This window comes from Streptomyces sp. NPDC058534 (genome assembly GCF_042717365.1).
GTDB lineage: Bacteria > Actinomycetota > Actinomycetes > Streptomycetales > Streptomycetaceae > Streptomyces.
In genome coordinates, this window is the sequence record NZ_JBHXNW010000024.1 from 39,091 (window position 1) to 62,949 (window position 23,859).

Genomic DNA, 23,859 nt, shown 5'->3' on the forward strand with positions numbered 1-23,859 from the left:
AATGACCCACCAGTGGCGCGGAATCATCGAGGAGTACCGGGACCGGCTGCCCGTCTCCGACAGCACGCCCGTCGTGACGCTCCGTGAGGGCGGCACGCCGCTCGTGCCCGCACAGGTGCTCTCCGAGCGCACGGGCTGCGAGGTCCACCTCAAGGTCGAGGGGGCGAACCCGACGGGGTCCTTCAAGGACCGCGGCATGACCATGGCGATCAGCAAGGCCAAGGAGGAGGGCGCGCAGGCCGTCATCTGCGCGTCCACCGGCAACACCTCCGCCTCCGCCGCCGCCTACGGCGTGCGCGCGGGCATGGTGTCCGCCGTCCTCGTGCCCCAGGGCAAGATCGCGCTCGGCAAGATGGGCCAGGCCCTCGTGCACGGCGCGAAGATCCTCCAGGTCGACGGCAACTTCGACGACTGCCTCACGCTGGCCCGCGCGCTCAGCGACAACTACCCGGTGGCGCTGGTCAATTCGGTCAACCCGGTGCGTATCGAGGGGCAGAAGACCGCCGCGTTCGAGATCGTGGACATGCTCGGGGACGCGCCCGACATACACGTCCTCCCGGTGGGCAACGCGGGCAACATCACCGCATACTGGAAGGGGTACCGCGAGTACGCCGCCGACGGCGTCAGCACGCGGAAGCCTCGCATGTGGGGGTTCCAGGCCTCCGGCAGTGCCCCGATCGTGCGCGGAGAGGTCGTCAAGGACCCGTCGACCATCGCCACCGCCATCCGCATCGGCAACCCGGCCTCGTGGGACCTCGCGCTCGCCGCGCGGGACGAGTCCGGCGGCGCCATCGACGAGGTGACGGACCGTGAGATCCTGCGCGCCTACCGGCTGTTGGCCTCCCAGGAGGGCGTCTTCGTGGAGCCCGCGTCCGCCGCGTCGGTGGCCGGTCTGCTGAAGGCCGCCGAGCAGGGCAGGGTCGACCCGGGCCAGCGCATCGTGTGCACCGTCACCGGCAACGGTCTGAAGGACCCGGACTGGGCCGTCGCCGGTGCCCCGCAGCCGGTCACCGTCCCGGTCGACGCGGCGACGGCGGCCGAGCGGCTGGGCCTCGTCTGAGGCCACGCCACCCATACCGCGCCCCTCCCGCCGGCGTACGGGGGCGTAAGCGACGTCCGGCCGGGCAAGTCACTTATGGGGGGTGCACAGGGGGCTTGCGACACGCATCGTGCGCCTCCTGTGCGCCCTATGTCCCCACGGAACCTTCCTTCGATAGGCTGTACCCGAACCCGCCTGCCGCATATGCCGCCCAGCCGCGCCGGCCGCGGCGGCCACCGAGGGTTCTCCGTACGTCATCGAATGTCATTCGACAACCCACGCAGCTCAAGGAGAGTCATCGAGAGATGGCCGGTCCAGCGTTCCGCGCCGCCGCCGTCAGGGTGCGCACCCCCGCCACCAGCGCCAACCTCGGCCCGGGCTTCGACGCCCTCGGTCTCGCGCTGGGCTTGTACGACGACGTGGTCGTCCGGGTGGCCGACTCCGGGCTGCACATCGACATCGCGGGTGAGGGCAGCGAGACGCTGCCGCGCGACGAGAAGCACCTCCTCATCCGCTCCCTGCGCACCGCCTTCGACCTCCTGGGCGGACAGCCCCGCGGCCTGGAGATCGTCTGCGCCAACCGCATCCCGCACGGCCGCGGCCTCGGCTCCTCCTCCGCCGCCATCTGCGCCGGCATCGTCGCCGCGCGCGCGGTGACCATAGGTGGCGAGGCCCGCCTCGACGACGCCGCGCTGCTCGACCTCGCCACCGAGATCGAGGGCCACCCCGACAACGTGGCGGCCTGTCTGCTGGGCGGCTTCACCCTCTCCTGGATGGAGTCCGGCGCCGCCCGCGCGATCAGGATGGAGGCCGCCGATTCCATCGTTCCGGTGGTTTTCGTGCCCGGAAAGCCGGTACTGACCGAGACCGCGCGCGGACTGCTCCCGCGTCATGTCCCGCACGTCGACGCCGCCACCAACGCCGGCCGCGCCGCGCTGCTCGTCGAGGCCCTGACCAGGCGCCCCGAGCTGCTGCTTCCGGCCACCGAGGACCGCCTCCACCAGGAGTACCGCGCACCGGCCATGCCGGAGAGCGCGGCGCTGGTGGAACGGCTGCGCGGCGACGGCATCCCCGCGGTGATCTCGGGTGCCGGACCCACCGTGATGGCCCTCGCCGACGCCGACACGGCCGACAAGGTCGAGGCGTTGGCCGGGACGGACTGGGCGGCCAACCGGCTGAGCCTGGACCAGCAGGGCGCGAGCGTGCTGCCTCTGGCAACCTCCAGTGACATTTAGACGCGGAGGGTTGCCGGATTTCGAGAGGGGGAATGTTTGTTGGATCCGGTAGTGTTAACCTCAAGTCTGCACCCGACCCCACCATGGCGAGGTGCCTCGTGTCCCCGTCCGGGACAGACATCCTTCCGGGAGCCCCCCAAGTCGCACTGTGTGGTGGATGTCGTACGTGAACAGTACGGCCGACACGGACACTGAGCGGCCCGCCGGGCACGCTTCGGAACCGGTGCGACCACGCCGCGTGTCACAGACATTGGGTGCCACGGCCAGGGGGCGCGCCATCACCAGATATCTCTTCCGCCGTTCAGGCGGACCACCGCCCCGGCACGGTTCGCACAGCAAGGACCGAAGCCGGACAGCACAACCGGTCGCCGAGCCAGACAGGCCGACGTCCGCTCCAGGGAAGGACCCTTCGTGAGCGACACCACCGATCTGATGGGCGCACGTGTCGAGGAGACCGCTGCCGCGCCCGCCACGGACGCCTCCGCGCCTGCCACCGGTGCCGGCTCCCGGCGGCGCCGCGGTACCGGCCTCGAGGGCATGGTGCTGGCCGAGCTGCAACAGGTCGCATCCGGCCTCGGCATCAGGGGCACCGCGCGTATGCGCAAGAGCCAGCTGATCGAGGTCATCAAGGAGGCGCAGGCCGCGGGGGGAGCCCCCGCCAAGGCCGCGCCCGCCGCCGCGGACGCCGCCGGCGAGACCAAGCCGAAGCGCCGCAGCACCTCCCGGTCCCGTACGGGCGACGAGGCCCCCGCCGAGAAGGCGGAGAAGGCCGGCAAGGCCGAGAAGAAGGCGGACAAGGCGACCGCCGACCAGGCAGCCGCCCAGCAGCAGATCGACATCCCCGGTCAGCCGTCCAAGGTCTCGCCCGCCGCCGACCAGTCCGGCGCCGCCGGTGACGACGCCCCCTCCGAGCGCCGTCGTCGCCGCGCCACCGCCGACGCGGGCAGCCCGTCCGCCGAGACGGTCGCCGTCGAGACCCGCGAGCCGAAGGGTGACGCGTCGGCTCAGCAGTCGCAGGGCCACCAGCAGGGACAGGGCGACGGCCGTTCCGACGGCGATGGCGGCGAGGGCCGCCGCCGCGACCGCCGTGAGCGTGGCGACCGCGGTGACCGTGGCGACCGCGGTGACCGCGGGCGCGACCGCGACCGCCGCAACAAGGGCGACGACCAGCAGAACCAGGGCGGCGGCCAGCAGCGCCAGCAGCAGGGCGGCGGCCGCCAGGACCGTCAGCAGCACGACGACGACGATTTCGAGGGCGGCCGCCGGGGCCGTCGCGGACGCTACCGGGACCGCCGGGGCCGTCGCGGGCGCGACGAGATCCAGGAGCCGCAGATCAACGAGGACGACGTCCTCATCCCGGTCGCCGGCATCCTCGACATCCTCGACAACTACGCGTTCATCCGGACCTCCGGCTACCTGCCCGGCCCGAACGACGTGTACGTCTCCCTCGCCCAGGTCCGCAAGAACGGCCTGCGCAAGGGTGACCACCTCACCGGTGCCGTGCGCCAGCCCAAGGAGGGCGAGCGCCGCGAGAAGTTCAACGCGCTGGTCCGCCTGGACTCGCAGAACGGCATGGCGCCCGAATCCGGCCGCGGGCGGCCGGAGTTCAACAAGCTGACGCCGCTCTACCCGCAGGACCGCCTCCGCCTGGAGACGGACCCCGGGGTCCTCACCACCCGCATCATCGACCTCGTCGCGCCCATCGGAAAGGGCCAGCGCGGTCTGATCGTGGCCCCGCCGAAGACCGGCAAGACCATGATCATGCAGGCGATCGCCAACGCGATCACGCACAACAACCCCGAGTGCCACCTGATGGTCGTCCTCGTCGACGAGCGTCCGGAAGAGGTCACCGACATGCAGCGGTCGGTGAAGGGCGAGGTCATCTCCTCGACCTTCGACCGCCCGGCCGAGGACCACACCACGGTCGCCGAGCTGGCCATCGAGCGCGCCAAGCGCCTGGTGGAGCTGGGTCACGACGTGGTCGTGCTGCTCGACTCGATCACCCGTCTGGGCCGTGCGTACAACCTCGCCGCCCCGGCCTCCGGCCGCATCCTGTCCGGTGGTGTCGACTCGACCGCCCTGTACCCGCCGAAGCGCTTCTTCGGTGCGGCCCGCAACATCGAGGACGGCGGCTCGCTGACCATCCTCGCCACCGCGCTGGTGGACACCGGGTCCCGCATGGACGAGGTCATCTTCGAGGAGTTCAAGGGCACCGGCAACGCCGAGCTGAAGCTCGACCGGAAGCTCGCCGACAAGCGCATCTTCCCCGCGGTGGACGTCGACGCGTCCGGCACCCGCAAGGAGGAGATCCTGCTCGGCAGCGAGGAGCTGGCCGTCACCTGGAAGCTCCGCCGGGTGCTGCACGCCCTCGACCAGCAGCAGGCGATCGAGCTGCTCCTCGACAAGATGAAGCAGACCAAGTCGAACGGCGAGTTCCTGATGCAGATCCAGAAGACGACCCCCACTCCGGGCAACGGCGACTAGTCACCGCCGGCCGTCTTCGGCACCGGAAGTCCCGCTCCGTCACACAGGTGATGGAGCGGGACTTCCGCCTTGTAGGATCAGCGCACCGCAGTGGGGGGGAACGTATTTTCGGATACGCCCACGGGGCGATCTGTGCTGCCTTCACGGGCCCGCGCCCGCCGGGGTCATCTCTCCTGCCTGCGTTCACAGCGACAGGAGACCTGAGTGACCTCATCCCCTCGAAGACGCCGCCTCGCTCTTCCCGCGGCCGCCGCCGCACTCGCCCTGTCGGGCGCGGTCCTCTCGACCGCCCCCGCGCAGGCCTCCGGCACCACTCCGGTTCCGCCACAGCCCGCCCTCACCGAGCGGCCCACCGCCTCCGACGCCGACCTGGTGCGGCGGATCCAGGGCTCCGGGGCCGCCCTCAAGGACGACACCGCCACCGCCCCCGAGGCCACCCCGGAGGCCGGGGCCCCGTCCGGCCGCGTCGACCCGAAGATCATCGGTGGTAAGGACGCGACCATCGCCGAGGCGCCGTGGATGGTGCAGCTGCACTACAGCGACGACAAGGGCACCTCCGACACCGCCGACGACGAGGGCTACTTCTGCGGCGGCACCCTGGTGGCCCCCGCGAAGGTCCTGACCGCCGCGCACTGCGTGTACGGCCTGGACTGGAAGGCGAACGGAGCCGTCCTCGCCGGTACGGCCCAGCTGCCGGCCCGCGACGACCTGCACGGCGGCCGGGTCGCCGGCGTGTGGCGCCAGTGGGTCAACCCGACGTACCGGCCGAGCACCACCTCGGGCGGTGACCTCGCGGTGCTCACGCTGACCGAGGCGCTGCCGTACAAGACGCTCCAGCCCACGTCGAGCGGGGACAACGCCTCGTACGAGAGCGGCACCCCGGCGACGGTGTACGGCTGGGGGCGCACCAGCTCCACCAGCGACGCCATCTCGCCGACGCTGAAGAAGGCCACCGTGCCGATGCGTACGGACGCCACCTGCGACGCGTACTGGGGCGCCGACTTCGTGCCCGGCCAGATGGCTTGTGCCGGGAATCCGGCCGGCGGCCAGGACGCCGGCACGGTCTCGCCGTGCAACGGCGACTCCGGCGGCCCGCTCGTGGTCAACGGCCGGATCGCCGGCGTCGTGTCCTGGGGCGTCGAGGACTGTGTCGCGTCCGGCGCCTACGGCGTCTACGCCAAGACCCGCTCCTACGTCTCAGAGATCAACGCGCGCGTCGACGACGGCGACCTCGACTTCGACGGTCTCGCGGACCTCTTCGCCCGCACGCCCGGCGGCGAGGCCTACAAGTACTACTCGCGCGGCGACCAGTGGCCCTACCTGGCCGACCGCGTCGGGCTCGGGGACTGGGGCGGGGTGAACCTGGTGCGCCAGGCCGACCTGAACCGCGACTTCTACCAGGACTACCTGTACCGCACCCCGGACGGTGTGCTGTACGACTACGCGTTCAACGGCGACGACCGCTACGAGCCGATCCGCGTCGGCGGCGGCTGGAACGCGATGGCGGACCTCCGCGTTCCGGGCGACCTCTCCGGCGACGCCCTGCCCGACCTGGTCGCCAAGGACAAGTCCGGCGTCCTGTGGCTCTACCCGGGCAAGGGCAACGGACTGTTCGGCACCCGCGCCCGCGTCGGCGGCGGCTGGGCCAAGTACACGATCACCGGCAAGGGCGACTACAACCGCGACGGCAGGCCGGACCTGCTCGCGCGGGACGGCTCCGGCGTCCTGTGGCTGTACCCCGGCACGGGGAAGGCCGCGAAGGCCCTCGGTACCCGCGTCCGGGTCGGCGGCGGCTGGTCCGTGTACAACGCCTTCGCCACCGCCGGTGACGTCACCGGTGACGGCAGGTCCGACCTGCTCGCCCGGGACCGCTCCGGGGTGCTGTGGCTGTACAAGGGCACCGGTGGCACGGGCTCGGCGACGTTCAAGGCCCGCGTCCGGGTCGGCGGCGGCTGGGGAGCGTTCAACCTCCTCGGCTGACCCCGCGACCGTCCGCGGCCTTCAGGGGGCCGCCTCCGTTCGGGGGCGGCCCCGTTTGGGTTGCGACCTTCGCATCGCGGCCATGGCGTCGCGGCCTTCGCGTTGCGGCCTTCGCGTCGCGGCCTTCGCGTTGCGACCTTCGCCACACGGCCCGGCGCCGAGGCCGCCCCGGGGCCTCGGGGCGGCTGTTCGCGGATCCCCAGGTCAGCGACGCGAGCCCGGCCGGGCCTAACACATTCCGTGACGATCGGCCCACCCGGCCACCACAGACCGTTGTGCAACCCTGTCCCGAGTTCCGCCGTCTCAGCTACGGGGGGACGATGGTGAGGTACCGGTGGAAAACTGCCGGAGCCGACCGACCCCGACCCCGAGCGCAGGGGGTGGACGACCGGACGAACACCGAGGAGCCCATGTCAGCCGAGAGCACGCCGGACCACGCGATACCCGGCCCCGGAGAGTCCCGCGGTACAGGACCCGGCGCCCGGGTCAAGGGCCGCCGCCGCAAGCCCCGGGCCAGGCGGCGCAAGGCCCTGCTCGTCGCCGCCTGGAGCGCCGCGGGCATCGTGGTCCTGGGCGGCACCGGCGCCGGAGTCCTGTACTTCAAGCTGAACGGCAACCTCACGAGCGTCGACATCGACCAGGCACTCGGTGCCGACCGGCCCGAGAAGACCGACAACGGCTCCCAGAACATCCTGGTGCTCGGCTCGGACACCCGCTCCGGCGGCAACGAGAAGCTCGGCGGCGGCACCGACGACGGCACCGCGCGCTCGGACACGGCGATGATCGTGCACGTCCAGAAGGGCCACAAAAAGGCCAGCGTGGTCTCCATCCCGCGCGACACCCTCATCGACCGCCCCGCCTGCACCGGCACCAACGGCGGCGAGCAGCCCGCCGCCGACGGCGTCATGTTCAACTCCGCCTACTCCACCGGTGGCGCCGCCTGCGCCGTGAAAACCGTCGAGTCGGTCAGCGGCCTGCGCATGGACCACTACCTGGAGGTCGACTTCAGCGGCTTCCAGAACCTCATCGACGACCTCGGCGGCGTCGAGGTCACCACCACCGAGAAGATCAAGGACCCCGACAGCCACCTGGACCTCACCGCCGGGACGCACACCCTCGACGGCGAGCAGGCGCTAGGCCTGGTCCGCACCCGGCACGGCGTCGGCGACGGCTCCGACCTCGGCCGCATCCAGCTCCAGCAGGCCTTCGTCAAGGCCCTGGTCGAGCAGGTCAACGACGTCGGCGTGCTCGGCAACCCGAAGAAGCTGTACGACCTCGCCGACACCGCCACCAAGACCGTGACCACCGACTCCGGGCTGGGCTCGGTGAACTCCCTGATGTCCTTCGCGAGCGGCCTCAAGGGCATCAGCCCGGAGGGCATGAACATGGTCACCCTGCCGGTGATCTACGACCCCGCGGACGCCAACCGGGTCCTGATGCAGAAGGACAAGGCCCAGCAGGTGTGGACGGCCCTGAAGAACGACCGGCCGATCCCCGCGAGCGCCACCGAGGGCACGGCCGCCGGCGGGGCCAAGGGCGTCGTGAACGCCTCGTGAACACTTCGGAATAGATGACGGCGGCCCCCGGTTTTGGGGAGTGACCCCAGTCCTGGCAGACTGGTACGTCGGCCCCGGTTCACGCTCCCGCATCCCGCGGCGGCGACCCGGCGCCCTCCCGAACCTAGGAGACACCTTGAAGCGCGACATCCACCCCGAGTACGTCGAGACGCAGGTCAGCTGCACCTGCGGCGCGTCGTTCACCACCCGTAGCACCATCGAGTCCGGCACCGTCCGCGCCGAGGTCTGCTCCGAGTGCCACCCGTTCTACACGGGCAAGCAGAAGATCCTCGACACCGGTGGCCGTGTGGCCCGCTTCGAGGCCCGCTTCGGCAAGGCTCCCGCCGGCTCCAAGAAGTAGCGAGCCTCCAACCGCCGGTCCACGGCCGCATCCCCCGCCGGGGGAGCGCCGGGACCGGCGTTTTTGGTCGCCCGCCTTCCCCTTCCCCCGCAGTGCAGGAGCCCAAGATGTTCGAGGCCGTCGAGGAACTCGTCGCCGAGCACGCCGACCTGGAGACGAAGCTCGCCGACCCGTCGGTCCACGCCGACCAGGCCAACGCGCGCAAGCTGAACAAGCGTTACGCCGAGCTGACCCCGATCGTCGCCACGTACCGCTCCTGGAAGCAGACGGGCGACGACATCGGGACCGCGCGCGAGCTGGCCGCCGACGACCCCGACTTCGCCGCCGAGGTCAAGGAGCTGGACAAGCAGCGCGAGGAGCTCACCGAGAAGCTCCGCCTCCTGCTCGTCCCGCGCGACCCCAGCGACGACAAGGACGTCATCCTGGAGATCAAGGCCGGCGCCGGCGGCGACGAGTCCGCCCTGTTCGCCGGTGACCTGCTGCGCATGTACCTGCGCTACGCCGAGCGGGTCGGCTGGAAGACCGAGGTCATCGACGCCACCGAGTCCGAGCTGGGCGGCTACAAGGACGTCCAGGTCGCCGTGAAGACCAAGGGCGGCCAGGGCGCCACCGAGCCCGGCCAGGGCGTCTGGGCGCGGCTGAAGTACGAGGGCGGCGTGCACCGGGTGCAGCGGGTGCCCGCGACCGAGTCCCAGGGCCGGATCCACACCTCCGCGGCCGGCGTGCTCGTCACGCCCGAGGCCGAGGAGATCGACGTCGAGATCAACCCCAACGACCTGCGCATCGACGTCTACCGGTCCTCCGGACCCGGCGGCCAGTCCGTCAACACCACCGACTCCGCCGTGCGCATCACGCACCTCCCCACCGGGGTCGTCGCCTCCTGCCAGAACGAGAAGAGCCAGCTGCAGAACAAGGAGCAGGCGATGCGTATCCTGCGCTCCAGGCTGCTCGCGGCCGCGCAGGAGGAGGCGGAGAAGGAGGCCGCGGACGCCCGGCGCAGCCAGGTCCGCACCGTCGACCGCTCCGAGAAGATCCGCACGTACAACTTCCCGGAGAACCGCATCTCGGACCACCGCGTCGGCTTCAAGGCGTACAACCTGGACCAGGTCCTGGACGGCGACCTCGACTCGGTGATCCAGGCCTGCGTCGACGCGGACTCGGCCGCCAAGCTCGCCGCCGCGTAGGCACCGCCGCACCACCCACACCGGACCACAGCTCAGCCCCGGAGGACCAGCGTGCAGCAACATCACGGGGGGCGACCCCCGAACCCCCGCAGCGTGCTGCTCATGGAGGTGGCCCAGGCCACCCAGCGGCTGGCCGACGCCGGCGTGCCCTCACCGCGCACCGACGCGGAGGAACTCGCCGCGTACCTGCACGGCGTCAAGCGGGGCGAGCTGCACACCGTGCCGGACGCGGAGTTCGACGCCCGCTACTGGGAGGTCGTCGCCCGCCGTGAGGCACGCGAGCCGCTCCAGCACATCACCGGCCGCGCCTACTTCCGCTACCTGGAGCTCCAGGTCGGCCCCGGCGTCTTCGTACCCCGCCCCGAGACCGAGTCCGTCGTCGGCTGGGCCATAGACGCGGTGCGCGCCATGGACGTCGTCGAACCCTGCATCGTGGACCTGTGCACCGGCTCCGGCGCCATCGCGCTGGCGCTCGCCCAGGAGGTGCCCCGCTCGCGCGTGTACGCCGTGGAGCTGTCCGAGGACGCCCTCAGGTGGACGCGCAAGAACATGGAGGGGTCCAGGGTCGAGCTGCGCCAGGGAGACGCCCTGGCGGCCTTCCCGGACCTCGACGGACAGGTCGACCTGGTCGTCTCCAACCCGCCCTACATCCCGCTCACCGAGTGGGAGTACGTCGCCCCCGAGGCCCGCGACCACGATCCGCAGCTGGCCCTGTTCTCCGGCGAGGACGGCCTCGACCTGATCCGCGGCCTGGAACGCACCGCGCACCGCCTGCTCCGCCCCGGCGGCGTGGTCGTCGTCGAGCACGCCGACACCCAGGGCGGCCAGGTGCCGTGGATCTTCACCGAGGAGCGGGGCTGGGCCGACGCGGCCGACCACCCCGACCTCAACAAGCGCCCGCGGTTCGCGACCGCCCGCAAGGCACTGCCATGAGCACCGCCCCCACTTCCATCCCGCAGTACGTGTACGAGGAGGCCCTCTAAATGGCACGGCGATACGACACCAACGACGCGACCGACCGAGTGACCGGTCTGCGCGAGGCCGCGTCCGCCGTCCGCCGTGGCGAGCTCGTGGTGCTCCCGACGGACACGGTGTACGGCATCGGCGCCGACGCGTTCTCCGGGGAGGCCGTCGCCGACCTGCTGGACGCCAAGGGCCGCGGTCGCAACATGCCCACGCCCGTCCTCATCGGCTCCCCGAACACCCTGCACGGCCTGGTCACCGACTTCTCCGAGCTGGCCTGGGAGCTGGTCGACGCCTTCTGGCCGGGCGCGCTGACGCTGGTCGCCAAGCACCAGCCGTCCCTCCAGTGGGACCTCGGCGACACCCGCGGCACGGTCGCCGTCCGCATGCCGCTGCACCCCGTCGCCATCGAGCTGCTCACCGAGTTCGGCCCCATGGCCGTCTCCTCCGCCAACCTCACCGGCCACCCGGCGCCGGAGGACTGCGACGCCGCCCAGCAGATGCTCGGCGACTCCGTCTCCGTCTACCTCGACGGCGGCCCCACCCCCGGCAACGTCCCGTCGTCCATCGTCGACGTCACCCGCGAGGTGCCGGTGCTGCTGCGCGCGGGCGCGCTCTCCGCCGAGGAACTGCGCAAGGTGGTACCCGACCTCGAGGTGGCGAATTGACGGCCCCTGGGACGGGGCGTGGCATAGGCAACGGGGAACGTGCCGCGGAGATCACGACGACGTTCGTCGGGCTTCCGCGCGACAGCTTCCGCATCCTCCACGTCAGCACCGGCAACGTCTGCCGCTCGCCCATCACCGAGCGGCTGACCCGGCATTTCGTGACGGAGCGGCTCGGCGTGCTGGGCGGCGGCCTCATCGTGGAGAGCGCGGGCACCTGGGGCCACGAGGGCGCGCCCATGGAGGCGAACGCGGAGACGGTCCTCGCGGACTTCGGCGCGGACGCGGCCGGGTTCACCGGCCGCGAGCTCCTCGACGAGCACGTGATCCGCGCGGACCTGGTGCTCACCGCCACACGGGACCACCGGGCGCAGGTCATCTCCATGGGCCACTCGGCCGGACTGCGGACCTTCACCCTCAAGGAGTTCACCCGCCTGGTCAACGCCATCGACCCGGCGACGCTGCCGTCCCTGGACGAGGGCGTGGTCACCCGCGCACGCGCCCTGGTCCGCGCGGCAGCCGCGCTGCGCGGCTGGCTCCTGGCGCCCACGGCGGAGGCGGACGAGGTGTACGACCCGTACGGGGCGCCGCTGCCGTTCTTCCGGTCCGTCGGCGACGAGATACACCAGGCACTGGACCCGGTGGTGACGGCGCTGACGGGGGTCGCGGCGCGGGCGTAGGTGCCCCTGCCGTGGGCAGTCGTCCCGCAGAGCGATGGGGGCACCTCCCATGCCCTTCAGGCAACGGGGGAGGGTGGGCACGGCCCGCGACGCCGTGCGCCGTCCCGGCAGGCGTCAGCTGGACGTACACCGACGCCGGGCGCCTTTCGCCCCCCGGGCCTACATTGGTCGTACGTCACCGTCGACGCACGCCCGGAGCACACCATGTCGGTCACCCACGACGTCCCCCTGGCCGAAGACAGCACGCTCGCAGGACTGGGCCGTCAGGACCCCGAGCTGGCCGAGATCCTGTTCGCCGAGCGCCGCCGGCAGTCGACGACCCTCCAGCTGATCGCCGCCGAGAACTTCACGTCCCCCGCCGTGCTGGCCGCGCTCGGCTCCCCGCTCGCCAACAAGTACGCCGAGGGCTACCCGGGCGCCCGGCACCACGGCGGCTGCGAGATCGTGGACGTCGCGGAGCGGCTCGCCGTGGACCGGGCCCGGGAGCTGTTCGGCGCCGAGCACGCCAACGTGCAGTCCCACTCCGGCTCCTCCGCCGTGCTGGCCGCCTACGCCGCCCTGCTGCGCCCCGGTGACACCGTCCTCGCCCTCGGCCTGCCGTACGGCGGCCACCTCACCCACGGTTCGCCCGCCAACTTCTCCGGCCGCTGGTTCGACTTCGTCGGCTACGGGGTGGACGCGGAGACCGGGCTCGTCGACCACGACCAGGTGCGCACCCTGGCCCGTGCGCGCCGGCCCAAGGCGATCGTGTGCGGTTCCATCGCCTACCCCCGCCACCTCGACTACGCCTTCTTCCGCGAGGTGGCCGACGAGGTGGGCGCCTACCTCATCGCGGACGCCGCCCACCCGATCGGGCTGGTCGCGGGGGGAGCGGCGCCCAGCCCGGTGCCGTACGCCGACATCGTGTGCGCCACCACACACAAGGTGCTGCGCGGGCCGCGCGGCGGCATGATCCTGTGCGGGAGCGAGCTGGCCGAGCGGGTGGACCGGGCCGTGTTCCCCTTCACACAGGGCGGTGCGCAGATGCACACCATCGCCGCCAAGGCGGTCGCCTTCGGGGAGGCGGCGACCCCGGCCTTCGCGGCGTACGCCCATCAGGTGATCGCCAACGCCCGGGTCCTCGCCGCCCACCTGGCCGCCGAGGGCCTGGTCGTCACCACCGGCGGCACCGACACCCACCTGCTCACCGCCGACCCGGCCCCGCTCGGCGTCGACGGCAGGACCGCGCGGGGTCTGCTGGCGGCGGCCGGGATCGTGCTGGACTGCTGCGCGCTGCCGCACGCGGACCTCCGCGGACTGCGCCTGGGCACGGCGGCCGTCACCACGCAGGGCATGGGGGAGCGGGAGATGCGGGCGGTCGCCACGCTGCTCGCGGGGGTGCTCCGCGGCGACACCGACCCGCCCGCCGCCCGGGACGACGTGCGCGCCCTGGTCACGGAATTCCCGCCGTATCCGGACTGAGGTGGGGTGGGCGTACACGCGTGCACAGCCACTCGTGCAACCATCGTCGATACCCGGAAGTCCTCAACCGTATGCGTGCATCGCTTGCGTGCATCGTTAGGGTGTGGGGCTGAGGATGGCCAGCGAGACCTGTGGGGAAGCCCGTGCGTGAATACCTGCTGACGCTCTGCGTCACGGCCGCGGTGACGTATCTGCTGACAGGGCCGGTACGGAAGTTCGCGATCGTGGCAGGGGCGATGCCGGAGATCCGGGCACGTGACGTGCACCGGGAACCCACTCCGCGACTCGGCGGGATCGCCATGTTCTTCGGGCTGTGCGCGGGCCTGCTGGTCGCCGACCACCTCACCAACCTCAGTGAGGTCTTCGAGAAGTCCAACGAACCGCGTGCCCTGCTCTCCGGCGCGGCCCTGATCTGGCTGATCGGTGTCCTGGACGACAAGTTCGAGATCGACGCCCTGATCAAGCTGGGCGGGCAGATGATCGCCGCCGGCGTGATGGTGGTGCAGGGTCTGACCATCCTGTGGATCCCGCTGCCCGGCATCGGCACGGTGGCGCTCACCCAGTGGCAGGGCACCCTGCTGACGGTGGCGCTGGTGGTCATCACCATCAACGCGGTCAACTTCGTGGACGGCCTCGACGGCCTCGCGGCGGGCGTGGTGTGCATCGCGGCGGCGGCGTTCTTCATGTACGCCTACCGGATCTGGTACTCGTACGGCATCGAGGCCGCGGCGCCCGCCTCGCTGTTCGCGGCCATCCTGATGGGCATGTGCCTGGGCTTCCTGCCGCACAACATGCATCCCGCCCGGATCTTCATGGGCGACTCGGGCTCGATGCTGATCGGGCTGGTGCTGGCGGCCGGCGCGATCTCCGTCACCGGTCAGGTCGACCCGGACGTGATGAAGCTGTTCTCCGGCTCCGAGCGCAACGCCGTGCACCAGATGGTGCCGGTCTACATCCCGCTGCTGATGCCGCTGACCATCATCGCCATCCCGGCCGCCGACCTGATCCTGGCGATCGTCCGGCGCACCTGGCGCGGCCAGTCGCCGTTCGCGGCGGACCGCGGGCACCTGCACCACCGGCTGCTGGAGATCGGCCACTCGCACAGCCGCGCGGTGCTGATCATGTACTTCTTCTCGGCGCTGATCGCCTTCGGGGCGCTCGCCTACTCCGTGAACGCCGCCTCCATGTGGATCGTGCTGGGTGTGGTCTTCCTCAGCGCGATCGGGCTGGTCCTGCTTCTGCTGCCGCGCTTCACGCCGCGCGCTCCGCGCTGGGCCGAGCACTTCGTGCCGCCCCGCTACCGGCGCCGGGGGGCCGGCGCGGAGGCCGGGGCCGAGGAAGAGGCGGCGGTGGTCGCGGACGAGGCCGCCGAGGAGCGGGTGCCGGTCGCCGCGGGTGTCTCGGGCGTCAACGGGGCCACCGCCGTCGGACCCCGTTCGCGCACAAGGTAAGAATCTGAACTAGAGCATTGCCAAGTCGTGGTGGAGCGAATCGCCCCATTACCAGACAACTGGGTGCAGTGATTGCACATACGCGCGCCGTCACTCTCATGTGTGACAGCAAGCACACCCACAGGTAAAGACCTCATCAAATAGTTTGTGATACGGTTCACGAGAACCCCCGGGTAGAGCCTAAGGACCGTAGTGCGACGGTCTCTTGGGCGTGAGGACTCCGTTCGGCCCGGGACTACGCTCGTCCATGACGACACCCTGCCCCCTGTGAAAAGCGGAGTTGCCGCCATGCCGTCCAATGACGTCCGGACCTTGCTTCAGGCTGCCGTGCCCACGGCTGCCGTCGGCGCAGTAGCCGCCGTCGTCAGCGCCGTGGCCGCCGGCGGCAAGGGCGCGGTCGGAGCCGTCGTCGCGACCTTGGTGGCGATGCTCTTCATGGGGATCGGTCTCTACGTCCTGCAGCGCACCGCGAAATCGCTTCCGCACCTTTTCCAGGCGATGGGCCTGATGCTCTACGCGGCACAGATCCTGCTGCTGTTCGTCTTCCTCGCCGCGTTCAAGAACACGACGCTGTTCAACCCCCGGTCCTTCGCGATCACTTTGGTCGTCGTCACACTCACGTGGATCGCCGCCCAGACGCGGGCCCACATGAAGGCCAAGATCCTCTACGTCGAGCCCGACTCTTCGAGCGAAAAGCCCGAGAAGACGGGCCACTCGTCGTGAGGGGTAGGGCCGCGATAAAGAGGCATGTGAAGTCCTGCTATCGTCCGGTGCCAACTGCGGCATCGCGGGCGCGGGCACCTCAGCTGACGCCTGCTCAATCGCGAGGCGAGATGCCCCACAGCCGCCCCCACATCCGTAACACCAGTCCCGTGCCGAACTGCGGCCCCGCGCCGCGCCGACACAACGAGGTTGCCGTACCCATGCGCCACGATGAAGGAGCCCGCGGTGAGTGCTGACCCGACGCAGGTGCTCGCCTTCGAGACCGACTGCCACATCTTCGACGGTTGTGGCTTCCCGGCTCCCGGCCTGCACTCGTTCCTCTTCGAGCCGCTCTGGGGCGAAGCGAACAGCAACCTGTACTTCAACAAGCCGATGCTGCTTGCGTTGCTCGGCTCGGTCATCATCGTCGGGTTCTTCTGGGCCGCCTTCCGCAAGCCGAAGGTCGTTCCGGGCAAGCTCCAGATGATCGCCGAGACCGGTTACGACTTCATCCGGCGAGGCGTCGTCTACGAGACCATCGGCAAGAAGGAGGGAGAGAAGTACGTACCGTTGATCGTCTCCCTCTTCTTCTTCGTGTGGATGATGAACCTCTGGTCGATCATTCCGGTCGCCCAGTTCCCGGTCACCTCGATCATCGCCTACCCGATGGTCCTGGCCCTGATCGTCTACGTGCTGTGGGTGTCGCTGACCTTCAAGCGTCACGGCTTCGTCGGCTTCTTCAAGAACGTCACCGGTTACGACAAGTCCCTGGGCGCGGTGCTGCCGCTGGCCATGCTCATCGAGTTCTTCTCGAACCTGCTGGTGCGGCCCTTCACGCACGCCGTGCGTCTCTTCGCGAACATGTTCGCGGGCCACACCCTGTTGCTGCTCTTCACGATCGCCAGCTGGTACCTGCTGAACGGCATCGGCATCGCCTACGCCGGCGTCAGCTTCATCATGACGATCGTCATGACGGCCTTCGAACTTTTCATCCAGGCACTTCAGGCGTACGTCTTCGTTCTCCTCACGTGCACGTACATCCAGGGCGCGCTCGCCGAGCACCACTGAGCGTCCCGCACCACACCCCCTGATCGTCCGGTGGCCAACCCCCACCGGTCCGTAAAGAAAAGGAAGAACTGGCATGTCCCAGACCCTTGCCGCTGTCTCCGGTTCGCTCGGCTCCATCGGCTACGGCCTCGCTGCCATCGGCCCCGGCGTCGGCGTCGGCATCATCTTCGGTAACGGCACCCAGGCCCTCGCCCGTCAGCCCGAGGCTGCCGGCCTGATCCGCGCCAACCAGATCCTCGGCTTCGCCTTCTGTGAGGCGCTTGCGCTGATCGGTCTGGTCATGCCGTTCGTCTACGGCAAGTAATTCCGGATCCACATCCAGCCGACTAGACGAAAGGCAAACCAATGAGCCCGATGCTTCAGATCGCGGCAGAGGAGATGGAGAATCCCCTCGTCCCGCCGATCCCCGAGCTCGTCATCGGCCTGATCGCCTTCGTCATCGTCTTCGGCTTCCTCGCCAAGAAGCTGCTCCCGAACATCAACAAGGTTCTGGAAGAGCGTCGCGAGGCCATCGAGGGCGGTATCGAGAAGGCCGAGGCCGCGCAGACCGAGGCCCAGAGCGTCCTTGAGCAGTACAAGGCCCAGCTCGCCGAGGCCCGTCACGAGGCCGCGCGCCTGCGCCAGGAGGCGCAGGAGCAGGGCGCCACGCTCATCGCCGAGATGCGCGCGGAAGGCCAGCGGCAGCGTGAGGAGATCATCGCCGCCGGCCACGCCCAGATCCAGGCCGACCGCAAGGCCGCCGCGTCCGCGCTGCGCCAGGACGTCGGCAAGCTGGCCACCGACCTGGCCGGCAAGCTCGTCGGCGAGTCCCTTGAGGACCACGCCCGCCAGAGCCGCGTCATCGACCGCTTCCTGGACGAGCTGGACGACAAGGCGACGACGGCTGAGGCAACCCGATGAGTGGGATGCACGGCGCGAGCCGCGAGGCCCTGGCCGCCGCACGTGAGCGTCTCGACGCGCTGACGGACTCCACGTCCGTCGACGCCGGCTCGCTCGCCGGGGAGCTGGCGGCCGTCACCGCGCTGCTCCACCGCGAGGTGTCGCTGCGTCGGGTCCTCACCGACCCGGCGCAGGCCGGTGACGCCAAGGCCGACCTCGCCCAGCGCCTCCTCGGCACCCAGGTCAGCGGCACCGCCGTAGACCTGGTCGCCGGCATGGTGCGTGCCCGCTGGTCGCAGTCGCGCGACCTGGTGGACGCGCTGGAGGAGCTGGCGAACACCGCCGACCTCACCGCGGCCCAGAAGGCGGGCCGGCTCGACGACGTCGAGGACGAGCTGTTCCGGTTCGGCCGGATCGTGTCCTCGAACACCGAGCTGCGCGCCGCGCTGACCAACCGCTCGGCCGGCACCTCGGCCAAGGGCGAGCTGCTGCGCAGCCTGCTCGGCGGCCGTGCGGACGCGAGCACCGAGCGTCTGGTCACGCGTCTTGTGACCGCGCCGCGGGGACGTAGCCTGGAGACGGGACTCGAGTCCCTGTCCAAGCTCGCTGCCGACCGGCGGGACCGGATGGTCGCCGTGGTCACCTCCGCGGTGCCGCTGAGCGACACGCAGAAGCAGCGCCTCGGCGCCGCCCTCGCGAAGGTCTACGGCCGCCCGATGCACCTCAATCTCGACGTGGACCCCGAGGTCGTCGGAGGCATCCGGGTGCAGGTCGGTGACGAGGTCATCAACGGTTCCATCGCGGACCGTCTGGAGGAGGCCGGCCGCCGCATGGCGAGCTGACACCCCGCGCCACAACAGCACAGCAAGCAGTACGTACTTACGACGGCCCTGGTTGGGCCGTGCAGAGGATTCACCTCTTATTGGGGGGAGTCCCCGACTCGTGGAATACCCCCCAAGTGAAACTTCGGGCCCAACAAGGAGAGCAGGGAACTCAGATGGCGGAGCTCACGATCCGGCCGGAGGAGATCCGGGACGCACTGGAGAACTTCGTCCAGTCGTACAAGCCGGACGCGGCCTCGCGCGAGGAGGTCGGTACGGTCACCCTTGCCGGCGACGGCATCGCGAAGGTCGAGGGCCTGCCCTCGGCCATGGCCAACGAACTGCTGAAGTTCGAGGACGGCACCCTCGGCCTCGCCCTCAACCTCGAGGAGCGCGAGATCGGTTGCGTCATCCTCGGTGAGTTCAGCGGTGTCGAGGAGGGCCAGCCGGTCACCCGCACCGGCGAGGTCCTGTCGGTCGCCGTGGGCGAGGGCTACCTCGGCCGCGTGGTCGACCCCCTCGGCGCCCCGATCGACGGCCTCGGCGAGATCGAGACCGAGGGCCGCCGCGCCCTCGAACTGCAGGCCCCCACGGTCATGCAGCGCAAGTCGGTGCACGAGCCGATGGAGACGGGCTACAAGGCCGTCGACGCCATGACCCCGATCGGCCGCGGTCAGCGCCAGCTGATCATCGGCGACCGGCAGACCGGCAAGACCGCCCTGGCCGTCGACACGATCATCAACCAGCGTGACAACTGGCGCACCGGCGACCCGAGCAAGCAGGTCCGCTGCATCTACGTCGCCATCGGCCAGAAGGGCTCGACCATCGCGTCGGTCCGCGGCGCGCTGGAGGAGAACGGCGCGCTGGAGTACACGACCATCGTGGCCGCCCCGGCGTCCGACCCGGCCGGCTTCAAGTACCTGGCGCCGTACACCGGCTCGGCCATCGGCCAGCAGTGGATGTACGAGGGCAAGCACGTCCTGATCATCTTCGACGACCTGTCGAAGCAGGCCGACGCCTACCGCGCCGTGTCGCTGCTGCTGCGCCGCCCGCCGGGCCGCGAGGCCTACCCGGGTGACGTCTTCTACCTGCACTCCCGTCTGCTGGAGCGCTGCGCCAAGCTCTCCGACGACATGGGCGCCGGTTCGATGACCGGCCTGCCGATCGTCGAGACCAAGGCCAACGACGTGTCGGCGTTCATCCCGACCAACGTCATCTCCATCACCGACGGCCAGTGCTTCCTGGAGTCCGACCTGTTCAACGCCGGTCAGCGTCCGGCCCTGAACGTCGGTATCTCGGTCTCCCGCGTCGGTGGCTCCGCCCAGCACAAGGCCATGAAGCAGGTCTCCGGCCGGCTCCGCGTCGACCTGGCCCAGTTCCGCGAGCTGGAGGCGTTCGCCGCCTTCGGTTCCGACCTGGACGCCGCGTCGAAGTCGCAGCTGGAGCGCGGTCAGCGCATGGTCGAGCTGCTGAAGCAGAACCAGTACCAGCCGATGGCCACCGAGGACCAGGTCGTCTCCGTCTGGGCCGGCACCACCGGCAAGATGGACGAGGTGCCCGTCGCCGACATCAGCCGCTTCGAGAAGGAGCTGCTCGAGTACCTGCACCGCCAGGAGCAGGGCCTCATGACCTCCATCAAGGAGGGCGGCAAGATGTCCGACGACACCCTGCAGGCCATCGCCGAGGCGATCACGTCGTTCAAGAAGCAGTTCGAGACCTCGGACGGCAGGCTGCTCGGCGAGGACGCCCCGTCCGCCGCCAAGTGACGTAAGGAAGGGACCTGACTCATGGGAGCCCAGCTCCGGGTCTACAAGCGTCGCATCCGATCCGTCACCGCGACCAAGAAGATCACCAAGGCGATGGAGATGATCGCCGCCTCGCGCGTCGTCAAGGCGCAGCGCAAGGTGGCGGCCTCCACGCCGTACGCGCAGGAACTCACCCGCGCGGTCACGGCGGTCGGTACCGGGTCGAACACGAAGCACCCGCTCACCACGGAGGCGGAGAACCCGACCCGTGCCGCGGTCCTGCTCCTCACGAGCGACCGCGGTCTGGCCGGCGCCTTCAACTCCAACGCCATCAAGGCGGCGGAGCGGCTCACCGAGCGCCTCGAGCGCGAGGGCAGGGAGGTCGACACCTACATCGTCGGCCGCCGCGGTCTCGCCCACTACAACTTCCGTGAGCGCAAGGTCGCGGAGTCGTTCTCGGGCTTCACCGACGAGCCCTCGTACGCGGACGCCAAGAAGGTCGCGGCGCCGCTGATCGAGGCCATCGAGAACGAGACGGCGGAGGGCGGCGTGGACGAGCTCCACATCGTCTACACCGAGTTCGTCTCGATGATGACGCAGACGGCGGTCGACTCCCGGCTGCTGCCGCTGAGCCTCGAAGAGGTCGCGCAGGAGTCCAAGGCGAAGGACGAGATCCTTCCGCTCTACGACTTCGAGCCGTCGGCGGAGGACGTCCTCGACGCCCTGCTGCCCCGCTACGTGGAGAGCCGCATCTACAACGCGCTGCTCCAGTCGGCCGCCTCCAAGCACGCCGCCACGCGGCGCGCGATGAAGTCGGCCACCGACAACGCGGGTGAGCTGATCAACACGCTCTCCCGTCTTGCCAACGCGGCCCGCCAGGCCGAAATCACCCAGGAAATCAGCGAGATCGTCGGTGGCGCCAGCGCCCTGGCCGACGCGACCGCGGGGAGTGACAACTAATGACCACCACTGTTGAGCCGACCGCTGCGTCGGGCGTGGCCACCGGCCGCGTCGCGCGCGTCATCGGCCCGGTCGTCGACGTGGAGTTCCCCGTCGACGCGATGCCGGACATCTACAACGCGCTGCACGTCGAGGTCGCCGACCCGGCCAAGGAGGGTGAGCTCAAGACGCTGACCCTGGAGGTCGCCCAGCACCTGGGTGACGGCCTGGTCCGCACCATCTCGATGCAGCCCACCGACGGTCTGGTCCGCCAGGCCCCGGTGACCGACACGGGTTCGGCCATCTCCGTCCCCGTCGGCGACTTCACCAAGGGCAAGGTGTTCAACACCCTCGGTGAGGTGCTGAACGTCGACGAGCAGTACACGGGTGAGCGCTGGCCGATCCACCGCAAGGCGCCCAACTTCGACGAGCTCGAGTCGAAGACCGAGATGTTCGAGACCGGCGTCAAGGTCATCGACCTGCTGACCCCGTACGTCAAGGGCGGCAAGATCGGTCTGTTCGGCGGTGCCGGCGTGGGCAAGACGGTGCTCATCCAGGAGATGATCTACCGCGTCGCCAACAACCACGACGGTGTCTCCGTGTTCGCCGGCGTCGGTGAGCGCACCCGTGAGGGCAACGACCTCATCGACGAGATGAGCGAGTCCGGCGTCATCGACAAGACCGCCCTTGTCTTCGGTCAGATGGACGAGCCGCCGGGCACCCGTCTGCGCGTCGCGCTGGCCGGCCTGACCATGGCCGAGTACTTCCGTGACGTCCAGAAGCAGGACGTGCTGTTCTTCATCGACAACATCTTCCGCTTCACCCAGGCGGGTTCCGAGGTGTCGACCCTGCTCGGCCGCATGCCCTCCGCGGTGGGCTACCAGCCGAACCTGGCCGACGAGATGGGTCTCCTCCAGGAGCGCATCACCTCGACCCGTGGTCACTCGATCACCTCGATGCAGGCGATCTACGTCCCCGCGGACGACCTGACCGACCCGGCCCCGGCCACCACCTTCGCCCACCTCGACGCGACGACGGTGCTTTCCCGTCCGATCTCCGAGAAGGGCATCTACCCGGCCGTGGACCCGCTGGACTCGACGTCCCGCATCCTCGACCCGCGGTACATCGCGGCGGACCACTACCAGGCCGCGATGCGCGTGAAGAACATCCTGCAGAAGTACAAGGACCTGCAGGACATCATCGCGATCCTCGGTATCGACGAGCTCGGCGAGGAGGACAAGCTGGTCGTCCAGCGTGCCCGTCGCGTGGAGCGCTTCCTGTCCCAGAACACCCACGTCGCCAAGCAGTTCACCGGCGTGGACGGTTCGGACGTGCCGCTGGACGAGTCGATCACCGCGTTCAACGCGATCTGCGACGGCGAGTACGACCACTTCCCGGAGCAGGCGTTCTTCATGTGCGGTGGCATCGAGGACCTGAAGAAGAACGCGAAGGAGCTGGGCGTCTCCTGAGCCTCGCGCTCGTGGTGAGCCCCACGGCTCACACCGGAGGGGGCGGGCGCGTCCCGCCCCCTCCGTCACGCCCCTTAGACTTGTAACCAACACCCGGCTCTCCCGCCGGGTGGTGACCCGAGGAGCCACCTTGGCTGCTGATCTGCACGTCGCGCTGGTCGCGGCCGACCGAGAGGTCTGGTCCGGCGAGGCCACCCTGGTCGTCGCGCGCACCACGTCCGGCGACATCGGCGTCATGCCCGGTCACCAGCCGCTGCTCGGTGTGCTGGAGTCGGGCCCGGTGACCATTCGTACGAGTGACGGTGGGACGGTCGTCGCCGCGGTGCACGGCGGTTTCATCTCGTTCGCCGACAACAAGCTGTCCCTGCTGGCCGAGATCGCCGAGCTGTCGGACGAGATCGACGTCCAGCGTGCGGAGCGGGAGCTCGAGCGCGCGAAGGCGGAGGGCGACGCCCACGCCGAGCGTCGCGCGGACGTCCGACTGCGCGCGGCGGCGGGGCGCTGATCGACGGCGCTGTGCTATGACGTGACTCAGCCGCGGCTGGGACCGGAGCCATCCGGACCCGGCCGCGGCTGAGGCAGATCCGGGTGTTTTTTCCGTTCCGTTACCTAGGAGACGAGGAGGTCGGTGTCGATGGCCCTCGCTCTGACTGTGTGCGGAATTGTCGTCGCCCTGGTGGTGATCGGGCTCTTCGTCTTCGGTCTGCGCCGCCGGCTGATCCAGCGGTCGGGCGGCACGTTCGACTGTTCCCTGCGCTGGGACGCACCCAAGGAGGGTGACACCGGCGGCAAGGGCTGGTCCTACGGTGTCGCCCGCTACAACGGCGACCGGGTCGAGTGGTACCGCGTCTTCTCGTACTCCATGCGCCCCCGTCGCGTACTGGAGCGCTCCGCGATCGAGGTGGCCGGCCGCCGGGTGCCCGACGGCGAGGAGGAGCTGGCGTTGCTCTCCGACGCCGTGGTCCTGGCCTGTCTGCACCGGGGCACACGGCTCGAACTGGCGATGAGTGAAGACGCGCTGACCGGATTCCTCGCGTGGCTGGAGGCAGCCCCGCCCGGACAGGGGGGGGGTTGGTGGGGGGGGAGAAAGACAAAAACGGAAGGGGGGGGGGGGGCGGATAAAAAAAAAAACACAACCACCCAAAAAAAAGAAAAAATCTATGAGGCTGTAGTGGCG

General features: G+C 70.0%; 21 protein-coding genes and 1 pseudogene. All 22 read left to right on the plus strand.

What is annotated here, in order from left to right; genetic code table 11:
• Position 1: 1 nt before the first annotated feature.
• On the plus strand, positions 2 to 1,060 hold the full coding sequence (thrC, locus tag ACFWR9_RS17140) for a threonine synthase (protein ID WP_383842266.1): 1,059 nt from the start codon (positions 2 to 4) through the stop codon (positions 1,058 to 1,060).
• A 284-nt stretch (positions 1,061 to 1,344) separates the two neighbouring features.
• Positions 1,345 to 2,274 carry a homoserine kinase gene (gene thrB / locus ACFWR9_RS17145; protein ID WP_383842269.1) on the plus strand — a complete coding sequence of 310 codons (930 nt, stop codon included), beginning with the start codon at positions 1,345 to 1,347 and terminating at the stop codon, positions 2,272 to 2,274.
• 411 nt (positions 2,275 to 2,685) lie between these two features.
• Positions 2,686 to 4,758 carry a transcription termination factor Rho gene (gene rho, locus ACFWR9_RS17150; RefSeq protein ID WP_383842272.1) on the plus strand — a complete coding sequence of 691 codons (2,073 nt, stop codon included), beginning with the start codon at positions 2,686 to 2,688 and terminating at the stop codon, positions 4,756 to 4,758.
• 204 nt (positions 4,759 to 4,962) lie between these two features.
• Complete coding sequence (locus ACFWR9_RS17155) at positions 4,963 to 6,738, plus strand: trypsin-like serine protease (protein WP_383842275.1); 1,776 nt, start codon at positions 4,963 to 4,965, stop codon at positions 6,736 to 6,738.
• A 410-nt stretch (positions 6,739 to 7,148) separates the two neighbouring features.
• The gene (locus ACFWR9_RS17160; protein ID WP_383842278.1) at positions 7,149 to 8,294 is read left to right on the plus strand and encodes an LCP family protein; all 1,146 of its coding nucleotides are present in this window, start codon (positions 7,149 to 7,151) and stop codon (positions 8,292 to 8,294) included.
• Between the two features lie 136 nt (positions 8,295 to 8,430).
• Positions 8,431 to 8,655, plus strand: a complete 225-nt coding sequence (rpmE, locus tag ACFWR9_RS17165) for a 50S ribosomal protein L31 (protein WP_383842281.1) — start codon at positions 8,431 to 8,433, stop codon at positions 8,653 to 8,655.
• 107 nt (positions 8,656 to 8,762) lie between these two features.
• Entirely contained in the window at positions 8,763 to 9,839 is a 1,077-nt protein-coding gene (prfA, locus tag ACFWR9_RS17170; protein WP_383842283.1) for a peptide chain release factor 1, read from the plus strand.
• Between the two features lie 102 nt (positions 9,840 to 9,941).
• On the plus strand, positions 9,942 to 10,772 hold the full coding sequence (prmC, locus tag ACFWR9_RS17175) for a peptide chain release factor N(5)-glutamine methyltransferase (protein ID WP_383842435.1): 831 nt from the start codon (positions 9,942 to 9,944) through the stop codon (positions 10,770 to 10,772).
• Positions 10,773 to 10,822: 50 nt separating this feature from the next.
• Complete coding sequence (locus tag ACFWR9_RS17180) at positions 10,823 to 11,470, plus strand: L-threonylcarbamoyladenylate synthase (RefSeq protein WP_122616247.1); 648 nt, start codon at positions 10,823 to 10,825, stop codon at positions 11,468 to 11,470.
• Positions 11,467 to 12,147: a protein-tyrosine-phosphatase gene (locus ACFWR9_RS17185; RefSeq protein WP_383842286.1), complete on the plus strand. Its 681-nt coding sequence runs from the start codon at positions 11,467 to 11,469 to the stop codon at positions 12,145 to 12,147. The genes ACFWR9_RS17180 and ACFWR9_RS17185 overlap by 4 nt, the downstream gene beginning before the upstream one ends.
• A gap of 204 nt (positions 12,148 to 12,351) precedes the next feature.
• Positions 12,352 to 13,608, plus strand: coding sequence for a serine hydroxymethyltransferase (gene glyA, locus ACFWR9_RS17190; protein WP_383842289.1), 1,257 nt, complete (start codon positions 12,352 to 12,354; stop codon positions 13,606 to 13,608).
• 143 nt (positions 13,609 to 13,751) lie between these two features.
• Positions 13,752 to 15,059: an MraY family glycosyltransferase gene (locus ACFWR9_RS17195; RefSeq protein ID WP_383842292.1), complete on the plus strand. Its 1,308-nt coding sequence runs from the start codon at positions 13,752 to 13,754 to the stop codon at positions 15,057 to 15,059.
• 288 nt (positions 15,060 to 15,347) lie between these two features.
• Complete coding sequence (locus ACFWR9_RS17200) at positions 15,348 to 15,782, plus strand: hypothetical protein (protein ID WP_383842294.1); 435 nt, start codon at positions 15,348 to 15,350, stop codon at positions 15,780 to 15,782.
• Positions 15,783 to 15,992: 210 nt separating this feature from the next.
• Positions 15,993 to 16,829: a F0F1 ATP synthase subunit A gene (atpB, locus tag ACFWR9_RS17205; RefSeq protein ID WP_383842297.1), complete on the plus strand. Its 837-nt coding sequence runs from the start codon at positions 15,993 to 15,995 to the stop codon at positions 16,827 to 16,829.
• A gap of 73 nt (positions 16,830 to 16,902) precedes the next feature.
• Entirely contained in the window at positions 16,903 to 17,133 is a 231-nt protein-coding gene (atpE, locus tag ACFWR9_RS17210) for an ATP synthase F0 subunit C (protein ID WP_024884520.1), read from the plus strand.
• Between the two features lie 41 nt (positions 17,134 to 17,174).
• Positions 17,175 to 17,729 (plus strand): F0F1 ATP synthase subunit B, encoded by a 555-nt coding sequence (locus tag ACFWR9_RS17215; protein ID WP_383842300.1) that lies wholly within the window; start codon positions 17,175 to 17,177, stop codon positions 17,727 to 17,729.
• Between the two features lie 5 nt (positions 17,730 to 17,734).
• Positions 17,735 to 18,550: a F0F1 ATP synthase subunit delta gene (locus tag ACFWR9_RS17220; RefSeq protein ID WP_383842438.1), complete on the plus strand. Its 816-nt coding sequence runs from the start codon at positions 17,735 to 17,737 to the stop codon at positions 18,548 to 18,550.
• A gap of 155 nt (positions 18,551 to 18,705) precedes the next feature.
• Positions 18,706 to 20,295: a F0F1 ATP synthase subunit alpha gene (gene atpA, locus ACFWR9_RS17225; protein WP_383842303.1), complete on the plus strand. Its 1,590-nt coding sequence runs from the start codon at positions 18,706 to 18,708 to the stop codon at positions 20,293 to 20,295.
• 21 nt (positions 20,296 to 20,316) lie between these two features.
• A complete protein-coding gene (locus ACFWR9_RS17230) occupies positions 20,317 to 21,234 on the plus strand; it encodes a F0F1 ATP synthase subunit gamma (protein WP_383842306.1) in 918 nt (305 codons plus the stop codon).
• The gene (gene atpD, locus ACFWR9_RS17235) at positions 21,234 to 22,682 is read left to right on the plus strand and encodes a F0F1 ATP synthase subunit beta (RefSeq protein WP_383842309.1); all 1,449 of its coding nucleotides are present in this window, start codon (positions 21,234 to 21,236) and stop codon (positions 22,680 to 22,682) included. The genes ACFWR9_RS17230 and atpD overlap by 1 nt, the downstream gene beginning before the upstream one ends.
• Before the next feature lie 130 nt (positions 22,683 to 22,812).
• Positions 22,813 to 23,187, plus strand: coding sequence for a F0F1 ATP synthase subunit epsilon (locus ACFWR9_RS17240; RefSeq protein WP_064729863.1), 375 nt, complete (start codon positions 22,813 to 22,815; stop codon positions 23,185 to 23,187).
• Between the two features lie 129 nt (positions 23,188 to 23,316).
• Positions 23,317 to 23,745 (plus strand): annotated as a pseudogene (locus tag ACFWR9_RS17245) (DUF2550 domain-containing protein); the annotation flags it as partial.
• Positions 23,746 to 23,859 lie beyond the last annotated feature (114 nt).

Excerpts from the sequence above, each read along its gene's own strand:
- thrB (WP_383842269.1), top strand. The coding sequence starts at position 1,345 with ATGGCCGGTCCAGCGTTCCGCGCCGCCGCCGTCAGGGTGCGCACCCCC.
- prmC (WP_383842435.1), top strand. The coding sequence starts at position 9,942 with ATGGAGGTGGCCCAGGCCACCCAGCGGCTGGCCGACGCCGGCGTGCCC.
- ACFWR9_RS17220 (WP_383842438.1), top strand. The coding sequence starts at position 17,735 with ATGCACGGCGCGAGCCGCGAGGCCCTGGCCGCCGCACGTGAGCGTCTC.
- atpE (WP_024884520.1), top strand. The coding sequence starts at position 16,903 with ATGTCCCAGACCCTTGCCGCTGTCTCCGGTTCGCTCGGCTCCATCGGC.
- prfA (WP_383842283.1), top strand. The coding sequence starts at position 8,763 with ATGTTCGAGGCCGTCGAGGAACTCGTCGCCGAGCACGCCGACCTGGAG.
- atpA (WP_383842303.1), top strand. The coding sequence starts at position 18,706 with ATGGCGGAGCTCACGATCCGGCCGGAGGAGATCCGGGACGCACTGGAG.
- glyA (WP_383842289.1), top strand. The coding sequence starts at position 12,352 with ATGTCGGTCACCCACGACGTCCCCCTGGCCGAAGACAGCACGCTCGCA.
- atpD (WP_383842309.1), top strand. The coding sequence starts at position 21,234 with ATGACCACCACTGTTGAGCCGACCGCTGCGTCGGGCGTGGCCACCGGC.
- atpB (WP_383842297.1), top strand. The coding sequence starts at position 15,993 with ATGAAGGAGCCCGCGGTGAGTGCTGACCCGACGCAGGTGCTCGCCTTC.
- ACFWR9_RS17200 (WP_383842294.1), top strand. The coding sequence starts at position 15,348 with ATGCCGTCCAATGACGTCCGGACCTTGCTTCAGGCTGCCGTGCCCACG.
- ACFWR9_RS17230 (WP_383842306.1), top strand. The coding sequence starts at position 20,317 with ATGGGAGCCCAGCTCCGGGTCTACAAGCGTCGCATCCGATCCGTCACC.
- ACFWR9_RS17215 (WP_383842300.1), top strand. The coding sequence starts at position 17,175 with ATGAGCCCGATGCTTCAGATCGCGGCAGAGGAGATGGAGAATCCCCTC.
- thrC (WP_383842266.1), top strand. The coding sequence starts at position 2 with ATGACCCACCAGTGGCGCGGAATCATCGAGGAGTACCGGGACCGGCTG.
- ACFWR9_RS17160 (WP_383842278.1), top strand. The coding sequence starts at position 7,149 with ATGTCAGCCGAGAGCACGCCGGACCACGCGATACCCGGCCCCGGAGAG.
- ACFWR9_RS17180 (WP_122616247.1), top strand. The coding sequence starts at position 10,823 with ATGGCACGGCGATACGACACCAACGACGCGACCGACCGAGTGACCGGT.